This is a genomic window from Saccharopolyspora sp. ASAGF58, from assembly GCF_012277335.1.
Classification (GTDB): Bacteria; Actinomycetota; Actinomycetes; order Mycobacteriales; family Pseudonocardiaceae; genus Saccharopolyspora; species Saccharopolyspora hattusasensis.
Genome location: NZ_CP040605.1, coordinates 6,738,180 through 6,761,476 on the forward strand (window position 1 = coordinate 6,738,180; position 23,297 = coordinate 6,761,476).

Annotated in this window: 18 protein-coding genes; 9 read left to right on the forward strand and 9 right to left on the reverse strand. The window is 70.1% G+C overall.

Annotated features, from left to right (window positions below):
* Positions 1–25: 25 nt before the first annotated feature.
* From FDZ84_RS31665 to FDZ84_RS31695, 7 genes are all read right to left on the reverse strand, one after another.
* The gene (locus tag FDZ84_RS31665; protein WP_168588848.1) at positions 26–625 is read right to left on the reverse strand and encodes a class I SAM-dependent methyltransferase; all 600 of its coding nucleotides are present in this window, start codon (positions 623–625) and stop codon (positions 26–28) included.
* Between the two features lie 14 nt (positions 626–639).
* Positions 640–1,620 carry a VWA domain-containing protein gene (locus tag FDZ84_RS31670; protein WP_210435788.1) on the reverse strand — a complete coding sequence of 327 codons (981 nt, stop codon included), beginning with the start codon at positions 1,618–1,620 and terminating at the stop codon, positions 640–642.
* A 2-nt stretch (positions 1,621–1,622) separates the two neighbouring features.
* Complete coding sequence (locus tag FDZ84_RS31675; protein WP_168588850.1) at positions 1,623–2,576, reverse strand: DUF58 domain-containing protein; 954 nt, start codon at positions 2,574–2,576, stop codon at positions 1,623–1,625.
* Positions 2,577–2,590: 14 nt separating this feature from the next.
* Positions 2,591–3,730 carry a MoxR family ATPase gene (locus tag FDZ84_RS31680; protein WP_168588851.1) on the reverse strand — a complete coding sequence of 380 codons (1,140 nt, stop codon included), beginning with the start codon at positions 3,728–3,730 and terminating at the stop codon, positions 2,591–2,593.
* A gap of 232 nt (positions 3,731–3,962) precedes the next feature.
* Positions 3,963–4,547: a molybdenum cofactor guanylyltransferase gene (locus tag FDZ84_RS31685; RefSeq protein ID WP_168588852.1), complete on the reverse strand. Its 585-nt coding sequence runs from the start codon at positions 4,545–4,547 to the stop codon at positions 3,963–3,965.
* A 57-nt stretch (positions 4,548–4,604) separates the two neighbouring features.
* Positions 4,605–5,933, reverse strand: coding sequence for an NlpC/P60 family protein (locus FDZ84_RS31690; protein WP_168588853.1), 1,329 nt, complete (start codon positions 5,931–5,933; stop codon positions 4,605–4,607).
* A gap of 171 nt (positions 5,934–6,104) precedes the next feature.
* The gene (locus FDZ84_RS31695; RefSeq protein WP_210435249.1) at positions 6,105–6,932 is read right to left on the reverse strand and encodes a Sir2 family NAD-dependent protein deacetylase; all 828 of its coding nucleotides are present in this window, start codon (positions 6,930–6,932) and stop codon (positions 6,105–6,107) included.
* Positions 6,933–7,107: 175 nt separating this feature from the next.
* Between FDZ84_RS31695 and FDZ84_RS31700 the strand changes: the two genes are divergently transcribed.
* The 3 genes from FDZ84_RS31700 to FDZ84_RS31710 are packed head-to-tail and all read left to right on the forward strand — an operon-like array spanning position 7,108 to position 11,958.
* Positions 7,108–8,508 (forward strand): NarK/NasA family nitrate transporter, encoded by a 1,401-nt coding sequence (locus FDZ84_RS31700; protein WP_210435250.1) that lies wholly within the window; start codon positions 7,108–7,110, stop codon positions 8,506–8,508.
* On the forward strand, positions 8,501–10,576 hold the full coding sequence (locus tag FDZ84_RS31705) for a molybdopterin oxidoreductase family protein (protein WP_168588854.1): 2,076 nt from the start codon (positions 8,501–8,503) through the stop codon (positions 10,574–10,576). The genes FDZ84_RS31700 and FDZ84_RS31705 overlap by 8 nt, the downstream gene beginning before the upstream one ends.
* Complete coding sequence (locus FDZ84_RS31710; protein ID WP_168588855.1) at positions 10,573–11,958, forward strand: FAD-dependent oxidoreductase; 1,386 nt, start codon at positions 10,573–10,575, stop codon at positions 11,956–11,958. The genes FDZ84_RS31705 and FDZ84_RS31710 overlap by 4 nt, the downstream gene beginning before the upstream one ends.
* 47 nt (positions 11,959–12,005) lie before the next feature.
* Here FDZ84_RS31710 and FDZ84_RS31715 read toward each other — a convergent pair whose 3' ends face one another.
* On the reverse strand, positions 12,006–13,202 hold the full coding sequence (locus FDZ84_RS31715) for an RNA-guided endonuclease InsQ/TnpB family protein (RefSeq protein ID WP_371812716.1): 1,197 nt from the start codon (positions 13,200–13,202) through the stop codon (positions 12,006–12,008).
* A 98-nt stretch (positions 13,203–13,300) separates the two neighbouring features.
* Here FDZ84_RS31715 and nirB point away from each other — a divergent pair, with 98 nt between their 5' ends.
* The 5 genes from nirB (at position 13,301) to FDZ84_RS39600 (ending at position 18,433) form a co-directional block, all read left to right on the forward strand.
* Positions 13,301–15,814, forward strand: a complete 2,514-nt coding sequence (nirB, locus tag FDZ84_RS31720) for a nitrite reductase large subunit NirB (RefSeq protein ID WP_168588856.1) — start codon at positions 13,301–13,303, stop codon at positions 15,812–15,814.
* The gene (gene nirD, locus FDZ84_RS31725; protein ID WP_168588857.1) at positions 15,811–16,134 is read left to right on the forward strand and encodes a nitrite reductase small subunit NirD; all 324 of its coding nucleotides are present in this window, start codon (positions 15,811–15,813) and stop codon (positions 16,132–16,134) included. Before nirB ends, nirD begins: the two co-directional genes overlap by 4 nt.
* On the forward strand, positions 16,131–17,273 hold the full coding sequence (locus FDZ84_RS31730) for a uroporphyrinogen-III synthase (protein WP_168588858.1): 1,143 nt from the start codon (positions 16,131–16,133) through the stop codon (positions 17,271–17,273). Before nirD ends, FDZ84_RS31730 begins: the two co-directional genes overlap by 4 nt.
* Positions 17,252–17,941, forward strand: a complete 690-nt coding sequence (locus FDZ84_RS31735; protein ID WP_168588859.1) for a sirohydrochlorin chelatase — start codon at positions 17,252–17,254, stop codon at positions 17,939–17,941. The genes FDZ84_RS31730 and FDZ84_RS31735 overlap by 22 nt, the downstream gene beginning before the upstream one ends.
* A 123-nt stretch (positions 17,942–18,064) precedes the next feature.
* Complete coding sequence (locus FDZ84_RS39600; protein WP_246868572.1) at positions 18,065–18,433, forward strand: hypothetical protein; 369 nt, start codon at positions 18,065–18,067, stop codon at positions 18,431–18,433.
* 723 nt (positions 18,434–19,156) lie between these two features.
* Here the strand turns inward: FDZ84_RS39600 and FDZ84_RS31745 are convergent.
* Entirely contained in the window at positions 19,157–20,089 is a 933-nt protein-coding gene (locus tag FDZ84_RS31745; RefSeq protein WP_168588860.1) for a DMT family transporter, read from the reverse strand.
* A 250-nt stretch (positions 20,090–20,339) separates the two neighbouring features.
* Here FDZ84_RS31745 and acnA point away from each other — a divergent pair, with 250 nt between their 5' ends.
* On the forward strand, positions 20,340–23,156 hold the full coding sequence (acnA, locus tag FDZ84_RS31750) for an aconitate hydratase AcnA (RefSeq protein ID WP_168588861.1): 2,817 nt from the start codon (positions 20,340–20,342) through the stop codon (positions 23,154–23,156).
* Positions 23,157–23,297 lie beyond the last annotated feature (141 nt).

Below are 23,297 nucleotides of genomic sequence, written 5' to 3' on the forward strand. Positions count from 1 at the left end.
ACGCACCGCCCCGGTTCGGTCACCATCAGTGCGCTCGGCCCGCCTGCCGTGGCCGCCTGGCCAAGTAGGCCACGGCAGGCGGCAGATTGCGCCAAACCGTCCGGCTGATCACCGTCTCCTCGAATTCGGCCCGCAGGTCGGCCAGCTGCCGACGGGCTGGCGGGGCCCACCTCGTCCAGGTGTAGGCGAACTGCGTGAACGCGCCGCCGGGGACCAGCGACCGGGCGATCAGCCGGATCAGCGGTACCCCGTCCACCGGCGCGTGCGCCACCCATGGCAGGCCGCTGACCACGACATCGGCCCGCGACTCGCGCTGCCGCAGCAGCTCCGGCAGCTCCCTGGCGTTCGCGCACACCGACTCCACCGCCGGGAACCGCTCCCCCAGCTCGGCCGCCCACCGCGGGTTGAGCTCCAGCGCCAGGTGCCGTCCGCGGCCGCCGAGCCGGCGCTGGATCGCCTCGGTGAACGCGCCGGTGCCCGGTCCCAGCTCGACCACCACCGGATCACCCCGGTGCGGGATGGGCGCCACCATCTGCTCGGCCAGCGACCGCGAGCTGGGACCGACGGCAGCGGTCGTGGTCGGCGATTTCACGAACTCCCACAGAAAACCCGCTGCTGTGCCCACCGGCGCTCCCGTCGCTAAGGCAACCTTCGGCCGGCGAACAGCGAGATTCCGGCCGCGATGATCGCGGCGAGCGTACCCAGCACCAGCCACGGCTTGCTGGCGTCTGTGTGCTTGGTCTCGTACCCGATCTGCTCGCCGAGCGTCGCGTACACCTCGCGCAACTGCTCGGCGCTGGCAGCCTTGTGGAACTCACCGCCGGAGAGCCGAGCGATCTCCTGCATCGCCTCGTCGTCGACCTCGACCCACTCCTGCTCGCCCTCGATCTCGATGCTGCCGTGCTTGGTGCCGAAGGAGATCGTGGAGATCGGGATCCCGGCCTGCTTGGCTTCCTTGGCCTTGGTGTAGGCACCGCGCGGCGCGTCCATCTCGCGCGGGATCGTCTGCCCTCCGTCGGCCATCAGCACGATCCGAGCCGGTGGCGCCCCGGCCGGGCCGCCGACCATCTTCCCGAACGAGTCGATGGCCTGCAGCGAGGCGTTGATCCCGTCGCCGGTGGCGGTCGCTTCCGCCAGCTTCAGGCTGTCGATGGCCTGCTTGACGCTGGGCCGGTCGGTCGTCGGCATCACGAGCACCGTCGCGGTGCCCGCGAACGACACCAGCCCGAGGTTGATGCCCGGCGTCAGCTTGTCCGCGAACTCCTTCGCGGCGGCCTTCGCCGCCTCCAAGCGGCTGGGTTCGACGTCGGTGGCCTTCATCGACAGCGACACGTCGATGGTGAGCATCACGGTGGCCCGGTTGCGCGGGATCCGCTGCTCGGCGGTCGGTCCGGTCAGTGCCACGGTGAGCAGGACCAGCGCCACTCCGAGCAGCGCCGGAGGCACGTGCTTCCACCAGCCCTGCCGGGTCGATGCGACCCGGTCGAGCACCTCCATGTTGCTGAACCGCAGCGTGTCCCGGCGGCGGCGGCGCAACGCCCACAGGTAGCCGGCGACCAACGCCGCGACCACGAACAGCAGCAGGAACCACCACGGTGTGGTGAATCCCGACAAACTCAACATCAAGCAGCTCCTCCGGACCAACCCCGTTTGCGCGCCACCACGAACCGCACCACGTCGGCGATCCAGTCCGAGTCCGTCCGCAACGACAGGTGCGCGCATCCGGCTCGCCGCAGCACGGCCGCGACCTGGTCGCGGTGCGCCGCAGCGGCGGCGGCGAACTCCTTGCGCAGCACCGGGGTCGTGTGCACCTCCCGCTGCTTGCCCGTTTCCGGGTCCGACAGCAGGACGGTGCCGACATCGGGCAATTCCAGGTCTCGCGGATCCAGCACCTCGATCGCCAGCAGCGAATGGCGGGCCCCCAGCCCGCGCAGCGCGCGTTGCCAATCCGTCGGCCCCAGGAAATCCGAGATGACCACCGCCAGCCCGCGCCGCCGAGGCGGTCGACGCAGCGACTCCAGCAACTTCGCTAGATCACCCCGCGTGCCTTCCTCGGCGCGCGGCGTCTCGGCCACCTTCTTCAGCAACGCCCGCGCATACGCCGCGCCACCGCGCGCCGGCAGCCGGACCGGGCTGGCGCCGTTGTCCACCACCGCGCCGATCCGGTTGCCGCCGCCGCTGGTCAGGAACATCACTGCGGCCAGCGCGGCGACGGCCAGCTCCCGCTTGTCGCAGGCCGCCGAGCCGAAGTCCAGGCTCGGCGACAGGTCCACCGCCACCCAGGTCTCCAGCTCGCGGTCCGCGACCGTCTGCCGGATGTGCGGTTCGGCGGTGCGGGCGGTGACCGCCCAGTCCATCCGCCGCACGTCGTCGCCTGGCTGGTAGAACCGCGCCTCGCCCGGCTCGGTGCCCGGACCGGGCACCAGCCCCAGGTGGTTGCCTTGCAGGAGGCCGTCGAGCCGGCCACGCACGTTCAGCTCCAGCGACCGCAGGGCGACCTCCAGCCGTCCGGAGTCCAGGGCGGGCGGTGCCCAGGACGGACGATCGTCGCGGCCTGAATGGGGTGCTGCCGACACCGCTGCGTCACTCCTCACTGGTGCGGGTTGGGCCCGAGGTGCGGCTGCTGCCCGTAACCACCGGGACCACCAGGACCACCGGGGCCGACCGGAGCAGGCGGGCCCGCCTGCGGCCGCGCCGACACCTGCGGCAGCGGCACGGTTTGCAGCACCCGGCTGACGATGTGCTCGACCGGGATTCCGTCGGCCAGCGCGTCGTAGGACAGCACCAGGCGGTGCCGCAGCACATCCGGGACCACGTCGACCACGTCCTGCGGCAGCACGTAGTCCCGGCCGCGAACCAGCGCCAGCGCCCGCGAGGCGGCGATGATGCCCAGGCTGGCGCGCGGTGAGGCGCCGTAGGACACCCAGCCGGCGATGTCGGACAGGCCGTGGTCGTTGGGCAGCCGGGTTGCCACCACCAGCCGCACGGTGTAGTCGACCAGCGCGTGGTGCACGAACACCCCGGCCGCCACGTTCTGCAGGCGGATCAGCTCATCGGGGTTGAGCACCGGGTTGGGTTCCGGAGCGGCCACGCCCATTCGGTAGATGATCTCGCGCTCTTCCTCCGCCGACGGGTATTCGACGGGCAGCTTGAACAAGAACCGGTCCCGCTGCGCTTCCGGCAGCGGGTAGACGCCCTCGTTCTCGATCGGGTTCTGCGTGGCAAGCACCAGGAACGGGGCGGGCATCGGGAAGCTCCGGCCGCCGATGGAGACGTGCCGCTCGGCCATCACTTCCAGCAGCGCCGACTGGACCTTCGCGGGCGCGCGGTTGATCTCGTCGGCGAGCACAAAGTTGGCCAGCACCGGGCCGAGCTCGACGTCGAAGCGTTCGCTGCCCTGCCGGTAGATCCGGGTGCCGAGGATGTCGGCGGGCACCAGGTCGGGGGTGAACTGCAGGCGTGAGAATGAACCGCCGACCACCCGCGCGAAGGTCTCCACGGCCAGCGTCTTGGCCACGCCGGGCACGCCCTCCAGCAGGATGTGACCCTTGGCCAGCAACCCGGTCAGCATTCGCTCGACGAGCCGGTCCTGGCCGACGATCACCCGCTTGACTTCGAAGACGGTGCGCTCCAACAGCTGCGCGTCCCGCGCCGGGGTGCTCACCTGGTCCGCCGGGCGCGCCGCCGCGGCTCCGGCGCCCCCGCTCTCACCGTTGCCGACCTCGGTCACTTCTCCCAGCCTCCTGTCGTCGATGCGGCCGTCCCCGGCCGATCAAGATCCTGGCACGCGCGCGTCGCACACCCGCGCGGGGGCAATGTCCCACGCACACCCAACCCCACCGGCGGTATGACCGCTGTGAAGCCCAACCGGAACCATTAATTTCATTCAATACTGAAACTACAGATGCCACAAACTTCGCGAGGAGTGTTCTTTTGCCGAGTTGGTCGTCAGCGGTTACTTCTCACCCATCGCCTTCTCGGGCCTGACGGGCCTGACGGAGGTCTTCGGGTGTGTCCACATCGGACGCCTCTGCCCCGGCGGCCGGAACCCGTAGCGGGGCGAGCGGCGCGAAGACGGAGCGGAGAGAAACGTTGCGGATTTCCGCGGGCATCGACACCCGAAGAGCAGCTGTCCGCCACACCCCCACCAGCCATTGCGGATTTCCACCATCGTCCGTCAGCACCGCGCCAGAGGCTTCGGGATCGGCGCGCAACGCCTGCAGCAAGCGCGAGATCGTCGCCGAAGTCAGATGCGGGTGGTCTCCAGCGAGCACCGCCACCAACAGCATCGAAGCGGGCACCTTCAGCAAGCCGGCGTGCACAGCGGCGAGCGGACCTCCACCCGGCGGGTTTTCCAGCGTCCACTCGACCGGCCTGGACGTCGTGCGCGGAGGCCCTACCACCACTACCGGTTCGGCGTCCACGACCGCATCGAGCGTGCGGTCAAGCAGGCTCCTGCCCTCGACCGGAAGCAGGACCTTGTCCACGCCGCCGAGCCGACGTGCGCTGCCACCGGCCAGCACCACTGCCGCGAAGTCCGCTGCCACGAGCGCAATGCTTCCAGCAGACCGAACCGCACGGACAGCCGGTCCGCGTTCGGCGACTCAGAGCTTCCGGACCGCGTACGGGGCGATGCCGCCGTAGCGGACGGCGGTGACCCGGACCCGCGAGCCCGAGTACGGCGCTTCGACCATCTTGCCGCTGCCGAGGTAGAGCGCCACGTGATGGATCCTGCCGCCGTCCTGCCAGAACAGCATGTCGCCGCGCCGCATCTGCGACAGCGGCACCCGCCGGTCGGACTGGTACTGGTAGCCGCTGTAGTGGTCGAGGTCGACGCCCGCACCGGCGAAGGCGTAGATCATCAACCCGGAGCAGTCGAAACCGACCTTGCGGTAGTCGCCGTACGAGTCGGCCACTCCCCCATCCCGGATGCCCCGCGACGGGCCCTGCGAAGTCCCGCCACCCCAGGCGTACTGCACCCCCAGCTGGGACAGCGCCCGCCCGACGACCACCTCCACCGACCGGCTGTTCGAAGGCCGCGTGTCCACGACCGCCGCCGACGCGGCTTCGCCGCTCGCTGCGGCCTGCAGCGCCGCTTGCGCGGCGGCCTCCTCCTCGCGCTGCTTCGCAGCCTGCCAGCTCTCGTACCGGCCGCGCTGCGCTTCCAGACCCGCTACGCGGGAGCGCGCCAGGGCGAGCTGCGCCTCGACGCCCGCCTTATCGGTCTCCAGCCGGCGCGCCTGCTCCACCTGCGTCGCCTGCGCCGTGATCGCCACCTGCTCCGCGGATTCGGCGGCGCTGCGCGCCTGGTCAGCCGCGATGCGCTTCGCTTCCGCGTCCTGCAGGGCCGCGCGGGTCAGCGAGTCCTTGTTGACCTTCTCGACCCGTGCGCGCTCCAGGTCGTCTAGGGCGTCGAGCTGGGATGCGCTGATCGCGTCCAGCAGGACCGCCCTGTCGAGCACGTCCTGCGGGTTCTTCGAACCGATGTAGGCCGTGACCGAGCCGACCCGGCTGCCCTGCCGGTAGCTGCTGGCCGCGAACTGGTCGAGCCGCTTGCGCTGCTCTTCGATCTGCCTGGCGGCCGCATCCGCCTCGGCACCGGCCGCTTCGGCGGCCTTCCGCGCGTCGTCGTAGGCGCGCTCTGCGCGGCCGAGATCGACTCGCGCCTTGTTCGCGTCCTCCATCTTGATCTCGATCTGGGACTGCAGGCCGACCAGCTGTGACTCGGCCTCGGCCAGCCGGTTGGCCAGCTCCCCCACCTGGCCCGCCGTGTACTGCTCCGTCGCTCGGCCGGCGTTCAGCTCGACGTCGCTGGGGTTGGGCGGCGGGGGCGGCACGGCCAGGGCGGTGCCGGACACCGCCAGTCCTACGGCGGTCAGCAGCGTGATCGTGGCAATGCTTTGCGTGCGGAGCACCCCTCGGGATCGCGACACGACCGTCACCTCCAGCTGCTGCGCCCGATCGGAGGTAATCGATCGGCCGAATGGAGTCACACGACGGTAGGAACCTTGCCGCTCCTGTCCCGAATGCACCACTCGAAACGACTACGACACGCGCATCATCAACCACTAGTGTCACACCATGGAAGTCCGCTTTCGGACCGGTCAGCTCCAGGTGCCGGGGTCGCCCCAGGTGCTCAGCGGGCGCGGCGGGTCGATCAGCGGCGCGGCGACCAGGGCCGACAGCACCTCGACCAGCGGCTCGCGCAGCACCGCGGCCGCCGCGTCGTCGTACGGGGTCGGCTCGGCGTTGCAGATGATCAGCTCTGCACCCGCCCTGACAGCCAGCTCCGCGAAATCCGCCGCCGGGTGCACCGTCAGCGAGGTGCCGGCCGCGACGAACAGGTCGCAGTTCAGCGCCGCGCGCTGGGCGCTGCGCAGGACGCCGGGGTCCAGAGACTGTCCGAAGGAGACGGTGGCCGACTTCAGGATTCCGCCGCAGGAACGGCAGGGCGGGTCCGCCTCGCCGGCGGCCACCCGCTCCAGCGCGGCGCTCATCGGGCCGGTCGCGCCGCAGTCCAGGCACACCGTGCGGAAGATCGTGCCGTGCAACTCCAGGACCCGGTCCGGGTCCAGGCCAGCTCGTTGGTGCAACTCGTCGATGTTCTGGGTCAGCAGCGCACCCAGCCGCCCGGAGCGGTCGAGGTCGACGAACGCGCGGTGGGCGGCGTTGGGTTCGGCGCGCCACGCCGGGTGCTCGGCGCGGCTGCGCCACGCCTGCTCGCGGACCTGCGGGTCGGCGACGTAGCTGTCGATGTCGCTGAGCCGCTGGGCCGCCGGGTTCTTGGTCCACACCCCGTTGGGGCCGCGGAAGTCCGGGATCCCGGAGGCCGTGGACACCCCTGCGCCGGTGAGGGCGGTGATCCGGCGCGCGCCGCCGAACAAGTCGCGAGCGCGCTGCCAGTCCGCGCCGTGGCCCGTGCCTCGCTGCATCACGACTCCACGGTGCCACGGACCGCCCGCCGGGAGTGCCCTCGGGCGCCGTTCCGCTGCTCACACCGCCTGGACCAGGGCAGGTGAACGCCTGTTTGCATCGTGGTAACGATCGACGAGCCCGCATGAAACACCCGGTTCCTACCTTCGGGGGAACCCGACGAGAGGAGCCGAGTTGACCACGAGAGCTCTGGCCGGCAGAGGCCACTGGATCGAGGGCTGGGACCCGGAGGACGAGCGGTTCTGGGAGTCCACCGGCAAGCGGGTGGCGCGCCGGAACCTGATCTTCTCGATCCTGTCGGAGCACATCGGCTTCTCCATCTGGAGCATCTGGTCGGTGCTGGTGCTGTTCATGTCCCCGAGCATCGGCCTGCCGTTCACCGCGGCGGAGAAGTTCCTGCTGGTCGTCACCCCGAACCTGATGGGCGCGGTGCTGCGGCTGCCCTACGCCGCGGCGGTGACCCGCTTCGGCGGCCGCAACTGGACGATCTTCAGCTCGGCGGTCCTGCTGGTGCCGGCCGCGCTGGCGTTCTACTTCGTGCAGCAGCCGGGCACGCCGCTGTGGGTGTTCATGCTGATCGGCGCCGCGGCCGGGGTCGGTGGCGGCAACTTCGCCTCGTCGATGACGAACATCACGACCTTCTACCCGCAGCGCCACCAAGGCTGGGCGCTGGGGCTCAACGCCGGCGGCGGCAACCTCGGCGTGGCGGCGATCCAGTTGGCCGGCCTGCTGGTGATCGCCACCGCCGGCAACACCCACCCGTCCTACGTGGCGGCGATCTACCTGCCGCTGATCGTGGTCGCCGCCCTGTGCGCGGCGCTGTTCATGGACAACGTGGACGCGGTGCGGGCCCGCCCCGGTGCGTTGCCGGAGGCCGCCGCGAACAAGCACACGTGGTGGATCTCGTTCCTCTACATCGGGACGTTCGGCTCGTTCATCGGCTACAGCTTCGCCTTCGGCCTAGTGCTGCAGACCGAGTTCGACTTCACCCCGCTGCAGGCCGCGAGCTGGACGTTCCTCGGCCCGTTGATGGGCTCGATCGCCCGGCCTTTCGGGGGCTGGCTCTCCGACCGCCTGGGCGGTGCCCGGGTCACGCTCTGGGCCTTCGCCGGCATGACCGCGGGCACCGGGGCTCTGCTGTTCGCGTCGTCGCAGGGCTCCTTCGCGCTCTACGTCGCGGCGTTCATCGTGCTGTTCGTGCTGACCGGCATCGGCAACGGCTCGACCTACAAGATGATCCCGGCGATCTTCGCCAAGGAGGCCGAGGACGACGTGACCGACGGCGGTGAGGCCGTCGCGGCCTTCGCCCGGGCCCGGCGGATGTCCGGTGCGGTGATCGGCATCGCCGGTGCGATCGGCGCGCTCGGCGGCGTGGGCATCAACCTTGCCTTCCGCTCCTCCTACGGCGGCGAGGCCGCCAACGGCGACGCCGCCCTGATCACGTTTCTCGTCTACTACGTGGTTTGCGGCATCGTCACCTGGGCGGTGTACCTGCGCGGGGCGCTCAAGAACACCGCCGCGCCGCGGCCGCTCCCGGCCCAGCAGTCGTCGAAGGCCGAGGCCGGTCGTGCCTGACATTCGGACCGTGGCCACGCACTGCCCCTACTGCGCCCTGCAGTGCGGTACCCAGCTCACGCGGGAACGGCGCGGGGTGTCGGTGCGGCCGACGGATTTCCCGGTCAACCGGGGCGGGTTGTGCCAGAAGGGCTGGACCGCGCCGGCCCTGCTGGACGTCCCGGACCGGTTGCGGCACCCGCTGGTGCGCCGTGGCGGCGAGCTCACGCCGGTCGACTGGGACACCGCGCTGGGCACCATCGCCGCCGGCATCGACCGGATCCGGCGCGAGCACGGACCGGACGCGGTTGGCGTGTTCGGCGGCGGCGGGCTGACCAACGAGAAAGCCTACCTGCTCGGCAAGTTCGCCCGGCTGGCGCTGGGCACCAGCCAGATCGACTACAACGGCCGGTTCTGCATGTCCTCGGCCGCGGCCGCGGGCAACGCCGCCTTCGGGGTCGACCGGGGGCTGCCGTTCCCGGTCACCGATCTCGGCGGAGCCGACGTGGTGCTGCTGGCCGGGGCGAACCCGGCCGAGACCATGCCGCCGTTGATGCAGCACCTGCGCGACGCGCAGCTGGTGGTCATCGACCCGCGCCGGACCGCGACCGCCGAAAGCGCCGCGCTGCACCTGCGGCCCGCTCCCGGCACCGACCTGGCCCTCGTGCTGGGGCTGCTGCACATCGCGGTGGTCGACGGCTGGACCGACGCCGCCTACATCCAGGACCGGACCACCGGTTTCGACGCCGCGTGGCAGCGAGCGACGGCCTGGTGGCCGGAGCGCGTCGAGCGCGTCACCGGGGTTCCGGTGACCGCACAGCGACAGGCGGTGCGGATGCTCGCCGAGGCCGAAAGTGCTTACGTGCTCACCGGTCGCGGCGCCGAGCAGCACAGCAAGGGCGTCGACACCGTGGCCGGGTTCATCAACCTCGCCCTCGCGCTCGGCCTGCCGGGCCGCCCCGGTCGCGGCTACGGCTGCCTGACCGGGCAGGGCAACGGGCAGGGCGGGCGCGAGCACGGCCAGAAGGCCGACCAGCTGCCCGGTTACCGGATGATCACCGATCCGGCAGCGCGAGCGCACGTGGCCGAGACCTGGGGCGTGCTGCCGGACGTGCTGCCAGGCCCGGGGCGCAGCGCATACGAGCTGCTCGACGCGCTGGGCACCGCCGAGGGTCCCCGGGCGCTGCTGGTCTTCGGCTCCAACCCGGTGGTTTCGGCCCCGAACGCCGACCATATCGGGAAGCGCCTGTCCGCTTTGGACTTGCTGGTGGTGGCCGATTTCGTGCCGTCGGAGACCACCAGCCTGGCCGATGTGGTGCTGCCTGTGACGCAGTGGGCCGAAGAGGACGGCACCATGACCAACCTCGAAGGCCGCATCCTGCGGCGCCGCCGATTGCAGGTCCCGCCCGGCCATGCGCGCAGCGATCTCGAAGTGCTGCACGGCCTGGCGGTCCGGCTCGGCGAGCCCGGCCACCGCTACCCCACCTCGCCTCGCGAGGTCTTCGAAGAGCTGCGCCGTGCATCGGCCGGCGGCAAGGCCGACTACGCCGGGATCACCTACGACCGCCTCGACGCCGGCGAGGCCCTGCACTGGCCGTGCCCGCACCCGGAACATCCCGGCACGCCGCGGTTGTTCCTCGACGGGTTCGCGCATCCCGGGGGGCTGGCCCGGTTCGCCGCCGTGGACCACCGCGATCCGGCCGAAACGCCGCAGGAAGCGTTCCCGCTGACCGCCACCACCGGTCGCGTGCTGGCCCAGTACCAGTCCGGGGCGCAGACGCGTCGGGTCGCCGAGCTCAACGAGGCGTCGCCCGAGGCATTCGTCGAGATTCACCCGGACACCGCCGACCGCGCCGGTCTCGCCGACGGGGCCATGGCCAAGGTGACGTCCCCGCGCGGCAGCGCGCTGGCGCGCGTGCGGGTGGTCGCCACGATGCGCACCGACACCGTGTTCCTGCCGTTCCACTTCCCCGGCGCGGCGCGGGCGAACCTGCTCACCGGCGACGCACTGGACCCGCGCAGCCGGATGCCGGAGTTCAAGGTCAGCGCCGTCCGGATCGAACCCGCCGAGGAGGTTCACGCCCGATGAGCCGCATCGTTATCGTCGGCAACGGGCCCGCCGCGCACCGGCTGGTCGAGCGGCTGCGCGCACACGACCACACCGGTCCGATCACGGTGCTGGGCCGCGAGGAACACCCCGCCTACAACCGGGTCCTGCTCGGCGCGGTGCTGGACCGCACGCTTACTCCGTCCACTGTGGCACTGCCCGCTTTGGACGCCGAGGTGCGCCTGCGGGTCACCGCCACCGACATCGACCGCGCCCGGCGCGTGGTGCGCACCGACGCCGGTGACGAACACCCGTACGACGTCCTTGTGCTGGCCACTGGCTCGCGGCCGAGGATGCCGGAAATCCCCGGGTTGGGCGGAGATCGCCTCCAGCCGTTGCGCACGCTCGCCGACTGCGCACGTATCGGCTCCGCCGCGGGCCCGGTCGCGGTGCTGGGCGGTGGAATCCTCGGTGTCGAGGCGGCGCGGGCCCTGCTGGCCCGTGGCCACGACGTGCCGCTGGTGCACCCGAATCCGCACCTGATGCACCGGCAGCTCGACGAGTCCGGTGGGCGGTTGCTCGCCGAGCGGCTCGGAAAGCTCGGCGTGGACCTGCACCTGGGCCGCCGGGCGATCGCCTACCGGCGCGGTCGGCTCATCCTGGACAGCAGCGACGTCGTGCCGGCCAGCCTGGTCGTGGCGTGCACCGGGGTGACCGCTGAGACCGGACTGGCGGTGCGGGCCGGGTTGCCGGTGCAGCGCGGGATCGTCGTCGACGACCAGTTGCGCACCAGCGATCCGCGGATTCACGCCATCGGCGACTGCGCCGAGCATGACGGCGACACGCCCGGCCTGATCTCTTCGGCCTGGGAACAGGCCGACGCGCTGGCAGTGCTGCTCACCGGCGGCGACGCCCGCTACCGCGGCACCCGCAGCATCACCCGGCTCAAGGCCCGCGGCATCGACCTCGTCTCGATCGGCTCGGTCGACTGCCTCAAGAGCGCGGACGCCGAGGTCGTGACGCTGTCGGACCCGGCCCGCGGTCGCTACGCGAAGCTCGCGCTGCGGGACGAGCGGATCACCGGCGCGGTGCTGTTCGGCTTCCCGGAGGCGATCGCGTCGGTCAGCCAGCTGCACGACCGCGACCTGCCGGTGCCCAGCGACCGCCTCGCGCTGCTGCTGGGCACCCCGGCCGCGGTGTCCGGCAGACGTGTCGAACTGCCCGACGACGCGGTGATCTGCCGCTGCAACAACGTCACCAAGAAGTCCCTGACCGTCGCCTGGCAAGGCGGCGCCCGCTCGGTGCCCGAGCTGGCCAGGGCAACGCGGGCGACCACCGGCTGCGGAGGCTGCGTCGACGACGTCGGCCGCATCTGCGGCGCGCTGGCCGACCGCATCGAACACCAGAAGGAGGGCGCGGCTTGACGTCCTCCCCGCAATGAATTCCGGGGATTCCAACCCAACCAACCAAGCTAAGCAGTGGAGGTAGCGAGTTGAGGTTCACGGTTCGCAGACCGCCCAACGGCGAGGTCTCCCCGTGCTGTCACCGCCCGCCCGGCGGCGATGTTGCATGCCGCGTTCACATCGGCATTGCAGCTGAACCCGCAGCTCACGCACCGAAACACCGCTTGGCTCTTGCGGCTTTCCGATGCGACATGGCCACAGTCCGAACACTGCTGCGATGTGTACCCGGCTTTGACCTTCTCCACCCGACCGACAGCTTTTTCAGCCAAACGAGCAACCAGCATCCCCCACCCGTGGGCGAGGATACCGCGGTTCAGCCCTGCCTTCTGCCGGACCTTGGAACCGGGCCGATCGGCCGTGCCCTTGGCGGAACGCGTCATGTTCTGGATGTTGAGCTCTTCAACTCGGAGAACGTCGAACCTACGTGCAAGATCAGTGCTGGTCTTCTCGACCCAAACCTTCCTTCGGTCTGCTTCGCGCGCTTTGAGCTTCGCGATCTCGGCCTTGACCCGCTTACGCCGGTTCGAACCAGGCACACACCGAGCCAGACGTCTTTGGAGCGCCCGAAGTCGCCGCTCTTCCCCGATCGTCGACCCGGGACACCGAAGCATCTCCCCGGTGGACAACGCCGCCGATACCATCACTCCACGATCCACTCCAACCACTCGCCCGTTACCGGGCGAAGGAATTGGATCCGGCTTGGCGGCAAAGGCGATATGCCACCGCCCCGATACGTCCTTGGTGACCCGGTAGGACCTTACGCTGTCCGGAACATTTCGGGACCTTCTGAATCTCACCCAACCAATTTTCGGAACCCACACCTGCCCGAGACGGCGGTTCAGTTTCTGGACGTGCTCAGGTCTAACGCCTACCTGACGGAAACCTTCATTCCGCCCAGCCTTGCGCCACATCGGACGACGGTGGGTGCCGGCGCAGAAGTTGGCCAGCGCTTGATGAAAATCTCGCAACGCCTGTTGCTGCACCGTCACCGAACCGGCGCGCAGCCACGCGAACTCCGCTCGCGCCTCCGTCAGTTGACGAGCTTGTTCGTTGTAACCAGGTGCCGAAAGCCGCCCTGGCCGCCAGTGGGCATGCTGCTCAACCGCGAGGTTCCAAACGAATCTCGCGTGCGCGCAATGCGTCAACAGCACAGCTTCTTGGGCGCCTGTAGGCAACAACCGATACCGAGACATCGCGATCAACATACCGGCCGCAACCGACAATGCTGCGCGCGCGGCTCGAATACTGAACAGAGCTTGCCCGCCACCTTCGACAAAAGCCTCCCCCGACGATTGGAGTACCTATGACCCGCACGCTCGTCGTCGTCGGCCACGGGATGGTCGGACACCGGCTCGTCGAAACGCTCCGGGAGCGCGACGCGGACAACACCTGGCGGATCGTCGTCCTCGGCGAGGAGCCCCGGGCCGCCTACGACCGGGTGGCGCTGTCGTCCTACCTGGACGGCAAGAGCGCCGAGGACCTCAGCCTGGCCAGCCACGAGCTGCTGGACGACCCGATGGTCGACCTGCGGCTGAGCACGGCCGCGACCGGCATCGACCGGGCCACCCGCACGGTGTCCACATCGGACGGTTCAGAGCTCCCCTACGACGCGCTGGTGCTGGCCACCGGCTCGCGGCCGTTCGTGCCGCCGGTGCGCGGCCACGACCTCGACGGCTGCTTCGTCTACCGCACCATCGAGGATCTCGACGCCCTCCGCTCCGCCGCGATCGAGGGCAAGCCCGGGGTGGTCATCGGCGGCGGTCTGCTCGGTCTGGAGGCCGCCAACGCCCTGCGGCTGCTGGGCATGCGCGCGCACGTCGTGGAGATGGCGCCGCGGCTGATGCCGTTGCAGGTCGACGAGGGCGGCGGTCAGGTCCTCAGCCGGTTGGTCGGCGACCTCGGCTTGGCGATCCACTGCGGCGCCGCCACGAAGTCCATCGACGGCGAGGACCGCGTCCGCAGCGTCACGCTGGCCGACGGCACCGTGATCGACACCGATGTGGTGGTGTTCTCCGCCGGGGTCCGGCCGCGCGACGAGCTCGCCGAACTCGCTGGGCTCGAGCGTGCGGAACGCGGTGGTTTCCTGGTCGACGAAGGTTGTCGCACCAGCGACGAGAACATCTGGGCCATCGGCGAATGCGCCGCGGTGGACGGCCGCTGCTACGGCCTCGTCGCGCCCGGCTACAGCATGGCCGAGGGCGTCGCCGAGCAACTGCTCTCCCTCGGCGAGGGGACCTTCCCCGGCGCGGACCTGTCCACCAAGCTCAAGCTGCTCGGCGTCGACGTCGCCAGCTTCGGCGACGCCCACGGGCAGACGGAAGGGGCGCTGGAGGTCGTCTACGCCAACAACGCCGCCGGGACCTACGCCAAGCTCGTGCTCAGCGACGACGCGCGGATCCTGCTCGGTGGCGTGCTGGTCGGCGACGCCAGCGCGTATTCGGTGCTGCGGCCACTGATCGACCGAGAACTGCCCGCCCCGCCGGAACAACTCCTGCTGCCCGCCGGCTCCGGTGTCGACGCCGGCGCGCTACCCGCCGACGCCACGGTCTGCTCGTGCAACAACGTGTCCAAAGAGGACATCACCACGGCGATCGCCGAGCAGGGGCTCACCGACGTGCCCGGCATCAAGGGCTGCACCAAGGCCGGCACCAGCTGTGGATCGTGCGTGCCGATGCTGAAGAACCTGCTCGCCGAGTGCGGTGTCAGCACCTCCAAGGCGCTGTGCGAGCACTTCCCCCAGTCCCGCACGGAACTGTTCGAGATCGTCCAGGCGACCGCGATCGGCTCGTTCTCCGATCTGATCGGCAAGCACGGCACCGGCCGCGGCTGCGACATCTGCAAGCCCGCCGTCGCGTCCATCCTCGCCAGCCTCGGCCACGGCCACATCCTCGACGGCGAGCAGGCCGGGCTGCAGGACACCAACGACCGGTTCCTGGCCAACATGCAGCGCAACGGCACGTACTCGGTGGTGCCCCGGGTGCCCGGTGGCGAGATCACCCCGGACAAGCTGATCGTGCTCGGCGAGGTCGCCAAGGAGTTCGGCCTCTACACCAAGATCACCGGCGGGCAGCGCATCGACCTGTTCGGGGCCCGGGTGGAGCAGCTGCCGCTGATCTGGCGACGGCTGGTCGACGCCGGGTTCGAATCCGGCCACGCCTACGGCAAGGCGCTGCGCACCGTTAAGTCCTGCGTCGGCAACGACTGGTGCCGCTACGGCGTGCAGGACTCGGTGAGCATGGCCATCCGGCTGGAGCTGCGCTACCGGGGCCTGCGGGCGCCGCACAAGATCAAGGCCGGGGTGTCCGGCTGCGCCCGCGAATGCGCCGAGGCGCGCGGCAAGGACTTCGGCGTGATCGCCACCGACAAGGGATGGAACCTCTACGTCGGCGGCAACGGCGGCTTCACCCCACGGCACGCCGAGCTGCTGGCCGCTGACCTCGACGACGAGCAGCTGATCAGGCTCGTGGACCGGTTCCTGATGTTCTACGTGCGCACCGCCGACCGGCTGCAGCGCACCTCGGCATGGCTGGAGTCGCTGGACGGCGGGCTGGACCACCTGCGGGAGGTGGTCGTCGAGGATTCCCTGGGCATCGGCGCCGAACTGGAGGCCGCGATGCGGCGCCACGTCGACAACTACGCCGACGAGTGGGCCGGGGTGCTGGCCGATCCCGGCAAGCTCGCCCGCTTCGTGTCCTTCGTCAACGCCCCCGACGCGCCGGACCCGACGATCCGCTTCGTCCAGGAGCGCGGCCAGATCCGGCCGGGCCCGGTCGCCCTGCCGATGCCCGCCATCCCGAACCAGAAGGTGCTCACATGAACTGGCAACAGATCTGCGGACTCGACCTGCTGCGGCCCGAGTACGGGCTGCCCGCGCTGGTCCGGGACCACCCGGTGGCGCTGTTCCGCACCCGCGACGACGAGCTGTTCGCGGTCGGCAACGTGGACCCGTTCTGCGGAGCGGGAGTGATGAGCCGCGGGATCGTCGGCGACCGCGACGGCGAGCCCACGGTCGCCTCGCCGATGCTCAAGCAGGTCTTCTCGTTGCGGACCGGGCAGTGCCTGGACGACCCGGACGCGCGGCTGCCGGTGTATCCGGTGCGCCGCCGGGCCGACGTGGTGGAGGTCGCTGTCCCTTGACCGACGAACTCGCTGGTTACACCGTCGCCGTGACCGCGGCGCGGCGGGCCGACGAGCTCGGTTCCCTGCTGGAGCGCCGCGGCGCGCGGGTCGTGCACGGCCCCGCGCTGCGGATCCTCCCGCTGGCCGACGATACCGAGCTGCGCCGGGCGAGCCACGACTGCATCACCGACCCGCCGGACGTCGTCGTGGCGACCACCGGCATCGGCTTCCGCGGCTGGATCGAGGCGGCCGAAGGCTGGGGCATGGGCACCGAACTGCTCGAGGCGTTGCGCCCCGCGCAGCTGCTGGCCCGCGGGCCGAAGGCGCGCGGTGCGGTCCGCGCCGCCGGGTTGCCCGACCCGTGGTCGCCTACCTCGGAATCCTCCGCGGAGCTGCTGGAACACCTGCTCGACCGGCCGCTGGCCGGTGTTCGGGTCGCGGTGCAGCTGCACGGCCAGCCGCTGCCGGACTTCGTCGAGGCGCTGCACTGCGCGGGTGCGAAGGTCATCGAGATCCCGGTGTACCGGTGGACCGCGCCCGCCGACATCACCGCGCTGGACGGCCTGCTGACCTTGGTGTGCGCTGGGGAGATCGACGCGGTGACGTTCACCAGCGCGCCCGCGGCGGCCAGCATGCTGTCGCTTGCCGCCCAGCGGCGCTGCCGGGACGAGCTGCTCGCCGCCCTTCGCGGGCCAGTGCTGGTCGCCTGCGTCGGGCCGGTGACGCATGCGCCGCTGGCCGATCACGGCGTGCCCGCGGTGATCCCGCAGCGGTTCCGCATCGGCGCGCTGGTGCGCTCACTGTGCGACGCGCTGCCGAGCCGCTCGCCGATGTTGCCGGTCAGCGGCCGGGAACTCCAGGTCCGCGGGCACGCCGCGGTCGTCGACGGAGTGGTGAAACCGCTTTCTCCGCAGGGCAAAACGCTGCTGCAGACGCTCGCGGAGCGGCCTGGTCGGGTGGTCTCGCGGCGCAGCCTGGCCGAGGCGCTCAGCGGCGCCGGGAATGTGCCCGATGAGCACGCCGTGGAACAGGCCGTCGCCCGGTTGCGGGCCGCGCTGGGTGCGCCCGAGCTGGTGCAGACCGTGATCAAGCGCGGATACCGACTTCCGCTGGAACCGATGAGGGATGCCCCGCGATGCGTCGATCCGCAACCCTGACTCCCCCGCTGCTGTTGGTCGCCCATGGCACCCGCGATCCCGCCGGGCCGCGGGTGGTCGAACGCCTCGCCGGCGCTGCGGCCGACCGCCTACGAGTGCCGGTGCACGTTGCGTACGTGGACGTCATCGGCCCGACCGTCGCGGCGGCCCTGAGTGAGGTCGACGGACCGGTGGTCGCGCTGCCCGCGTTCCTCGCGGCCGGTTACCACGTGCGCACCGACCTGCCGGAGCAGATCGCCGCCAGCGGGCGCGAGGACGTGGTGGTCAGCGCCCCGCTCGGGCCGGCCCCGGAGATCATCGAGGCGATGCTGCGGCGGCTGGTCGCCGCCGGTTGGCAACCCTGGGACCGGGTCGTGTTCGCGGCGGCCGGGTCGTCGGACGAGCGAGCGCTGTCCGACGTGCGCGCCGCAGCGCGGATGCTCGGCCGCCGCGTCGGCCGGTGGTTGACCCCGAGCTACGTCACTACCGCCTCGCCCGCGACCGCCGACGTCTGCGGCCCGGCGGACTACATCGCTCCGTACCTGCTGGCACCGGGGCTGTTCCACCGCCGGCTCGCGGAACTGCCGACGGCCGGCGTCGCGGAGCCGATCGGCGCGCACCCGGACGTGATCGACCTGATCGCCCGCCGCTACCGGCTGGCGGTGCGCGACCACGTTTCCGCCGCCTGAGCGCACGGCCTCCGAGATTAATCTGCGCCGGTCGGGGTACTTCAACAGGATCGAACAGCTTAGTAGGAATCTGACGTTCGGCGTAACCTTAATTGGTTGCAGTCTCGGAAGAGGGGGGTCCCAATGGCCACCACTACAAGCTCGAGCACCTCATCGACGAGCTCGGGTTCGCAGCGCACTCGCAGGCAGCCCGCGACCAAGCCCAGCCGGGAGCGTGGCGGCACGGCGATCACCCTGCCCTACGTCACGGCGGAGCTCCACACCACCAAGGTCCAGCTGCCCGGGCTCCAGGGGATGCCCGGCCGCAAGGAACTGGCGTCCGCTGTCGAGACCGTGCGCGGTCAGCTGCCCTCCCGCGACCAGGCGTTGTTCTACGGTGGGCTGACCGCAGCCGCCGCGTTCAGCCTGATCGAGTGGCCGGTAGCCGCGGCGATCGGCATCGGGAACGCACTCGTCCAGCGCAGCATGCACAAAGAGATCAGCGAGGCCTGATCGCGAAGGATCCCGATGCCGCTGGGTTGGCTCCTTTTGAGGGCTGCGGAGGTCGTTGCGCCGGTGGTTCGCGCGGCCCGCACGGTGGCCGCCTCCCCGGTCTATCGCCGGGTGTGGGTTGGCCGCCACCGCGGACGTCGGCATTGGACTGTCCAAAGAGGACACACGACTGAGGAGCCTGGGAGATCGTGGCCGCCGGGGTGCGGGCCACGCCTCGCCAGAACGACGAGCAACCGCTGACCTCACCGACCGGGCAATCGACAGAGCCCGCGCGGCAGGCGTGGCGGCGGATGGAACTGTGCTGGCCGAGTTGCCGTCCGAACCCTCGCGCGGTTTCCACACAGTGCAGATCCGCCGCCTGCTGTCGGTCAAAGGGGCGCCCGAGGTCGTGCTCGGCCGGTGCACCACCTGGCGAAATCACGTGTCAGCGCCAGCGCCTCGCTCAACGCCCGTCAACTGCTGTGGTAGAAGTGGCCAACAACAACCTTCTGACCTGCACTGTTCTGGCTCGATTCACCTACGCGTCATCTTCCGCGCAACAACGGCTAACCCTGTCGGCGCACAGTCGGGGCGTAACACCGGAGCAACGTTGGAGAAAGCAGACCGATGCCCCAGTTCCTCACCACCATCCTCACCAGCGTGGCCATCGCCCTCATCGAGACCTTGTTGATCCACCTGGTGAAGTCGGCCATCCGCACGGCCTGACCCGCAACGCACCCCGACCTAAACTCCCGCGAGCTCGGACCCCTGGGTCTTCGCCGGTGCCGCACGCTGCGCGATGAACGCGCCGGCGAGGATCAGCGCCCCACCAACCAGCTGGATCGGCCCCAACGCCTCGGCGAGCAGCGCCCACGCCAGCACCGTGGCGACCACCGGCTCCAGGAACGCGACCGCACCGGCCACCTGCGGCGACAGGCGGCGCACCGCGATGATCCCGGTCAGGTACGCCAGGACCGTGCTCAGCACCACGATCCAGCCGACCGCGAACAGCGCGGGGAACTCGTGCCCGGCCAGCTGGACCTGGCCGAGCAGCAGCGCCCAGTCCAGCTCCCACGGCTGCGCGAGCAGCGTGACGATCATGGCACCCAGCAGCAGCCCGAAGCCCGCGAGGGCGAGCGGGTTGACCTCGGGCCCGCTGTCCGACAACAGGAAGTAGGTGGCCTGGCAGCCCGCCGCGCCCAGCGCGAGCAGCAGGCCGATCGGGTCGAAGCTCAATCCCGACCACAGCTCCACCACGCAGCCCAGGCCGACCATCGCGACGGCCACGCCGATGGCCGCCGAGCGGGTCACCGGCTTCCGGCGGACGAACCGGATCCAGCCCAGCACCATCACCGGGCCGAGGAATTCGATCAGCAGCGCCACCCCGACCGGCACGGTGGCGATCGCGGCGAAGTAGCAGACCTGCACCCCGGCGATGGCGAACAGGCCGTACCCGACGAGCAGCTTCGGCACCCGGCGCACGGCCGGCGCGTAGCGGATCACGAACGGGATCATCAGCAGCGCGCCCCCGGCCAACCTCAACCAAGCCACCTGCAACGGGGTGAACCCCGTGGTGATCAGCGGCTTCGCGAACGGCCCGGAACCGCCGAAGCAGAACGCGGAGACGATCGCGATCGCCACGCCGGCGGACTTCGCGTTGTCGGTCGGTTTGCGCATCCGTCAATCGAATCACGCCACCCCGTCGGCCCTGAAGCCAGTTTCGGTACCACCGTTCCAGTCCATGGGAAGCACGGAAATTCCGCGGTTTTGCATGCAGTGGTACATGTGATCGAGAGTTTGCCGACCCTTAGTTGAGGGAGAATACAGGACAAGCGTACTGTTAGCGACGAAGAGAGCGGGTTCTCGCGCACGCTCGGCCGACGTGCGCGAGACTCGCAATCGTTCCCGAACTTGCGCCCGTCGCGAGATGGAGTTGAACGTGACTGCACCTGCGAGCAAGGACAGCTTCGGCGCCCGCGGCACGCTGAACGTCGGTGACGCCTCTTACGAGGTGTTCCGGCTCAGCGCGGTCGACGGCGCGCAGCGGCTGCCCTACAGCCTCAAGATCCTCCTGGAAAACCTACTGCGCACCGAGGACGGCGCGAACATCACCGCCGACCACGTGCGCGCCCTCGCCAACTGGGACGCCAAGGCCGAGCCCGCCACCGAAATCCAGTTCACCCCGGCCCGGGTGATCATGCAGGACTTCACCGGCGTGCCCTGCGTGGTCGACCTGGCCACCATGCGCGAGGCGGTGTCCGACCTCGGCGGCGACACCTCCAAGGTCAACCCGCTGGCCCCGGCCGAGCTGGTGATCGACCACTCGGTGATCATCGACGTGTTCGGCAAGCCGGACGCCTTCGAGCGCAACGTCGAATTCGAGTACGGCCGCAACAAGGAGCGCTACCAGTTCCTGCGCTGGGGCCAGGGTGCCTTCGACGAGTTCAAGGTCGTCCCCCCGGGCACCGGCATCGTGCACCAGGTCAACATCGAGCACCTGGCCCGCACCGTGATGGCCCGGGGCGGCCAGGCCTACCCGGACAGCTGCGTGGGCACCGACTCGCACACCACCATGGTCAACGGCCTGGGCGTGCTGGGCTGGGGCGTCGGCGGCATCGAGGCTGAGGCCGCGATGCTCGGCCAGCCGGTGTCGATGCTCATCCCGCGCGTCGTCGGCTTCAAGCTCACCGGCGAGATTCCGGCCGGCGCCACCGCCACCGACGTGGTGCTGACGATCACCGAGATGCTGCGCAAGCACGGCGTCGTCGGCAAGTTCGTCGAATTTTACGGTTCCGGCGTCGCCTCAGTGCCGCTGGCCAACCGCGCCACCATCGGCAACATGAGCCCGGAGTTCGGCTCCACCTGCGCGATCTTCCCGATCGACGACGAGACCGTCCGCTACCTCAAGCTCACCGGTCGCTCCGCCGAGCAGGTCGCCCTTGTCGAGGCCTACGCCAAGGAACAGGACCTCTGGCACGACCCGAGCCACGAGCCGGAGTACTCCGAGTACCTGGAGCTCGACCTGTCCACCGTGGTCCCGTCCATCGCCGGGCCGAAGCGCCCGCAGGACCGGATCGTGCTGGCCGAGGCCAAGCAGTCGTTCCGCACCACGCTGACCGACTACGCCAAGGTCGAGACCGCCGACGACAAGGCGCTCGACGAGGCCGGTGAGGAGTCCTTCCCCGCCAGCGACGCCCCGGCACTCACCCACCACGAGTCCGCGCCGCAGATCTTCTCGGCCGCCAACGGCTCGAACGGCCGGATCTCCAAGCCGGTCAAGGTCGCCTCGGAGGAGCTCGGCGAGTTCGAGCTGGACCATGGCGCCGTGGTGATCGCCTCGATCACCTCCTGCACCAACACCTCCAACCCGTCGGTGATGCTGGGCGCGGCGCTGCTGGCCCGCAACGCCGTCGACAAGGGTCTTACCCGCAAGCCGTGGGTGAAGACCTCGATGGCCCCCGGCTCGCAGGTCGTCACCGACTACTACGAGAAGGCCGGTCTCTGGCCGTACCTGGAGAAGCTGTGCTTCCACCTGGTTGGCTACGGCTGCACCACCTGCATCGGCAACTCCGGCCCGCTGCCGGAGGAGATCTCCGCCGCGGTGCAGGACAACGACCTGTCGGTGGTCTCCGTGCTGTCGGGCAACCGGAACTTCGAGGGCCGGATCAACCCCGACGTCAAGATGAACTACCTGGCCTCGCCGCCGCTGGTGATCGCCTACGCGCTCGCGGGCTCGATGGACTTCGACTTCGAGAACGACCCGCTAGGCACCGACACCGAGGGCAAGCCCGTCTACCTGCGCGACATCTGGCCGTTGCCGCATGAGGTCCAGGACGTCATCGACTCGGCGATCACCAACGAGATGTTCACCAAGTCCTACGAGGACGTCTTCAAGGGCGACGAGCGGTGGAGGTCGCTGCCCACTCCGGAGGGCCAGACCTTCGAGTGGGACGCCGACTCAACCTACGTGCGCAAGCCCCCGTACTTCGAGGGCATGGCGATGGAACCGGCTCCGGTCACCGACATCTCCGGTGCCCGCGTGCTCGCGCTGCTCGGCGACTCGGTTACCACCGACCACATCTCGCCGGCGGGCGCGATCAAGCCGGACTCGCCTGCGGGCAAGTACCTCACCGACCACGGCATCGACCGCAAGGACTTCAACTCCTACGGTTCCCGCCGCGGCAACCACGAGGTGATGATCCGGGGCACCTTCGCCAACATCCGGCTGCGCAACCTGCTGCTGGACGACGTGCAGGGCGGCTACACCCGGGACTTTACCCAGGACGGCGCCCCGCAGGCATTCATCTACGACGCCGCGCAGAACTACGCCGCCCAGGACATCCCGCTGGTGGTGCTCGGCGGCAAGGAGTACGGCTCCGGTTCGTCCCGCGACTGGGCCGCCAAGGGCACCCGGCTGCTCGGGGTCCGCGCCGTCATCGCCGAGTCCTTCGAGCGCATCCACCGCTCGAACCTGATCGGCATGGGCGTCATCCCGCTGCAGTTCCCGGAGGGCCGGTCCGCCAAGTCCCTGGGTCTGGACGGCACCGAGACCTTCGACTTCACGGGCATTACCAAGCTCAACGAGGGCGGGACCCCGGAGACCGTGAAGGTGACCGCGACCAAGGCCGACGGCTCCACCGTGAAGTTCGACGCCAAGGTCCGCATCGACACCCCCGGTGAGGCGGACTACTTCCGCGACGGCGGCATCCTGCAGTACGTGCTGCGCAAGATGATCCGCTCGTAACTCAAGCACGCGGCGTGGTGGGGTCTGGAACTCCACCACGCCGCTGCACTATCGCCTGTCAATGCGGGGGCCGTCCAATGCGAGCCAGCCACCGGAACGGCCCCAGATGCTCGTCCCGCGACCGCCAATCGACATCAGGCC

Coding starts and splice junctions, on each gene's coding strand:
- FDZ84_RS31715 (WP_371812716.1), bottom strand. CDS start 13,202: ATGTTGATCGCGATGTCTCGGTATCGGTTGTTGCCTACAGGCGCCCAA.
- FDZ84_RS31745 (WP_168588860.1), bottom strand. CDS start 20,089: ATGCGCAAACCGACCGACAACGCGAAGTCCGCCGGCGTGGCGATCGCG.
- FDZ84_RS39600 (WP_246868572.1), top strand. CDS start 18,065: ATGGCCACCACTACAAGCTCGAGCACCTCATCGACGAGCTCGGGTTCG.
- nirB (WP_168588856.1), top strand. CDS start 13,301: ATGACCCGCACGCTCGTCGTCGTCGGCCACGGGATGGTCGGACACCGG.
- FDZ84_RS31710 (WP_168588855.1), top strand. CDS start 10,573: ATGAGCCGCATCGTTATCGTCGGCAACGGGCCCGCCGCGCACCGGCTG.
- FDZ84_RS31735 (WP_168588859.1), top strand. CDS start 17,252: ATGCGTCGATCCGCAACCCTGACTCCCCCGCTGCTGTTGGTCGCCCAT.
- nirD (WP_168588857.1), top strand. CDS start 15,811: ATGAACTGGCAACAGATCTGCGGACTCGACCTGCTGCGGCCCGAGTAC.
- FDZ84_RS31695 (WP_210435249.1), bottom strand. CDS start 6,932: ATGCAGCGAGGCACGGGCCACGGCGCGGACTGGCAGCGCGCTCGCGAC.
- acnA (WP_168588861.1), top strand. CDS start 20,340: ATGGAGTTGAACGTGACTGCACCTGCGAGCAAGGACAGCTTCGGCGCC.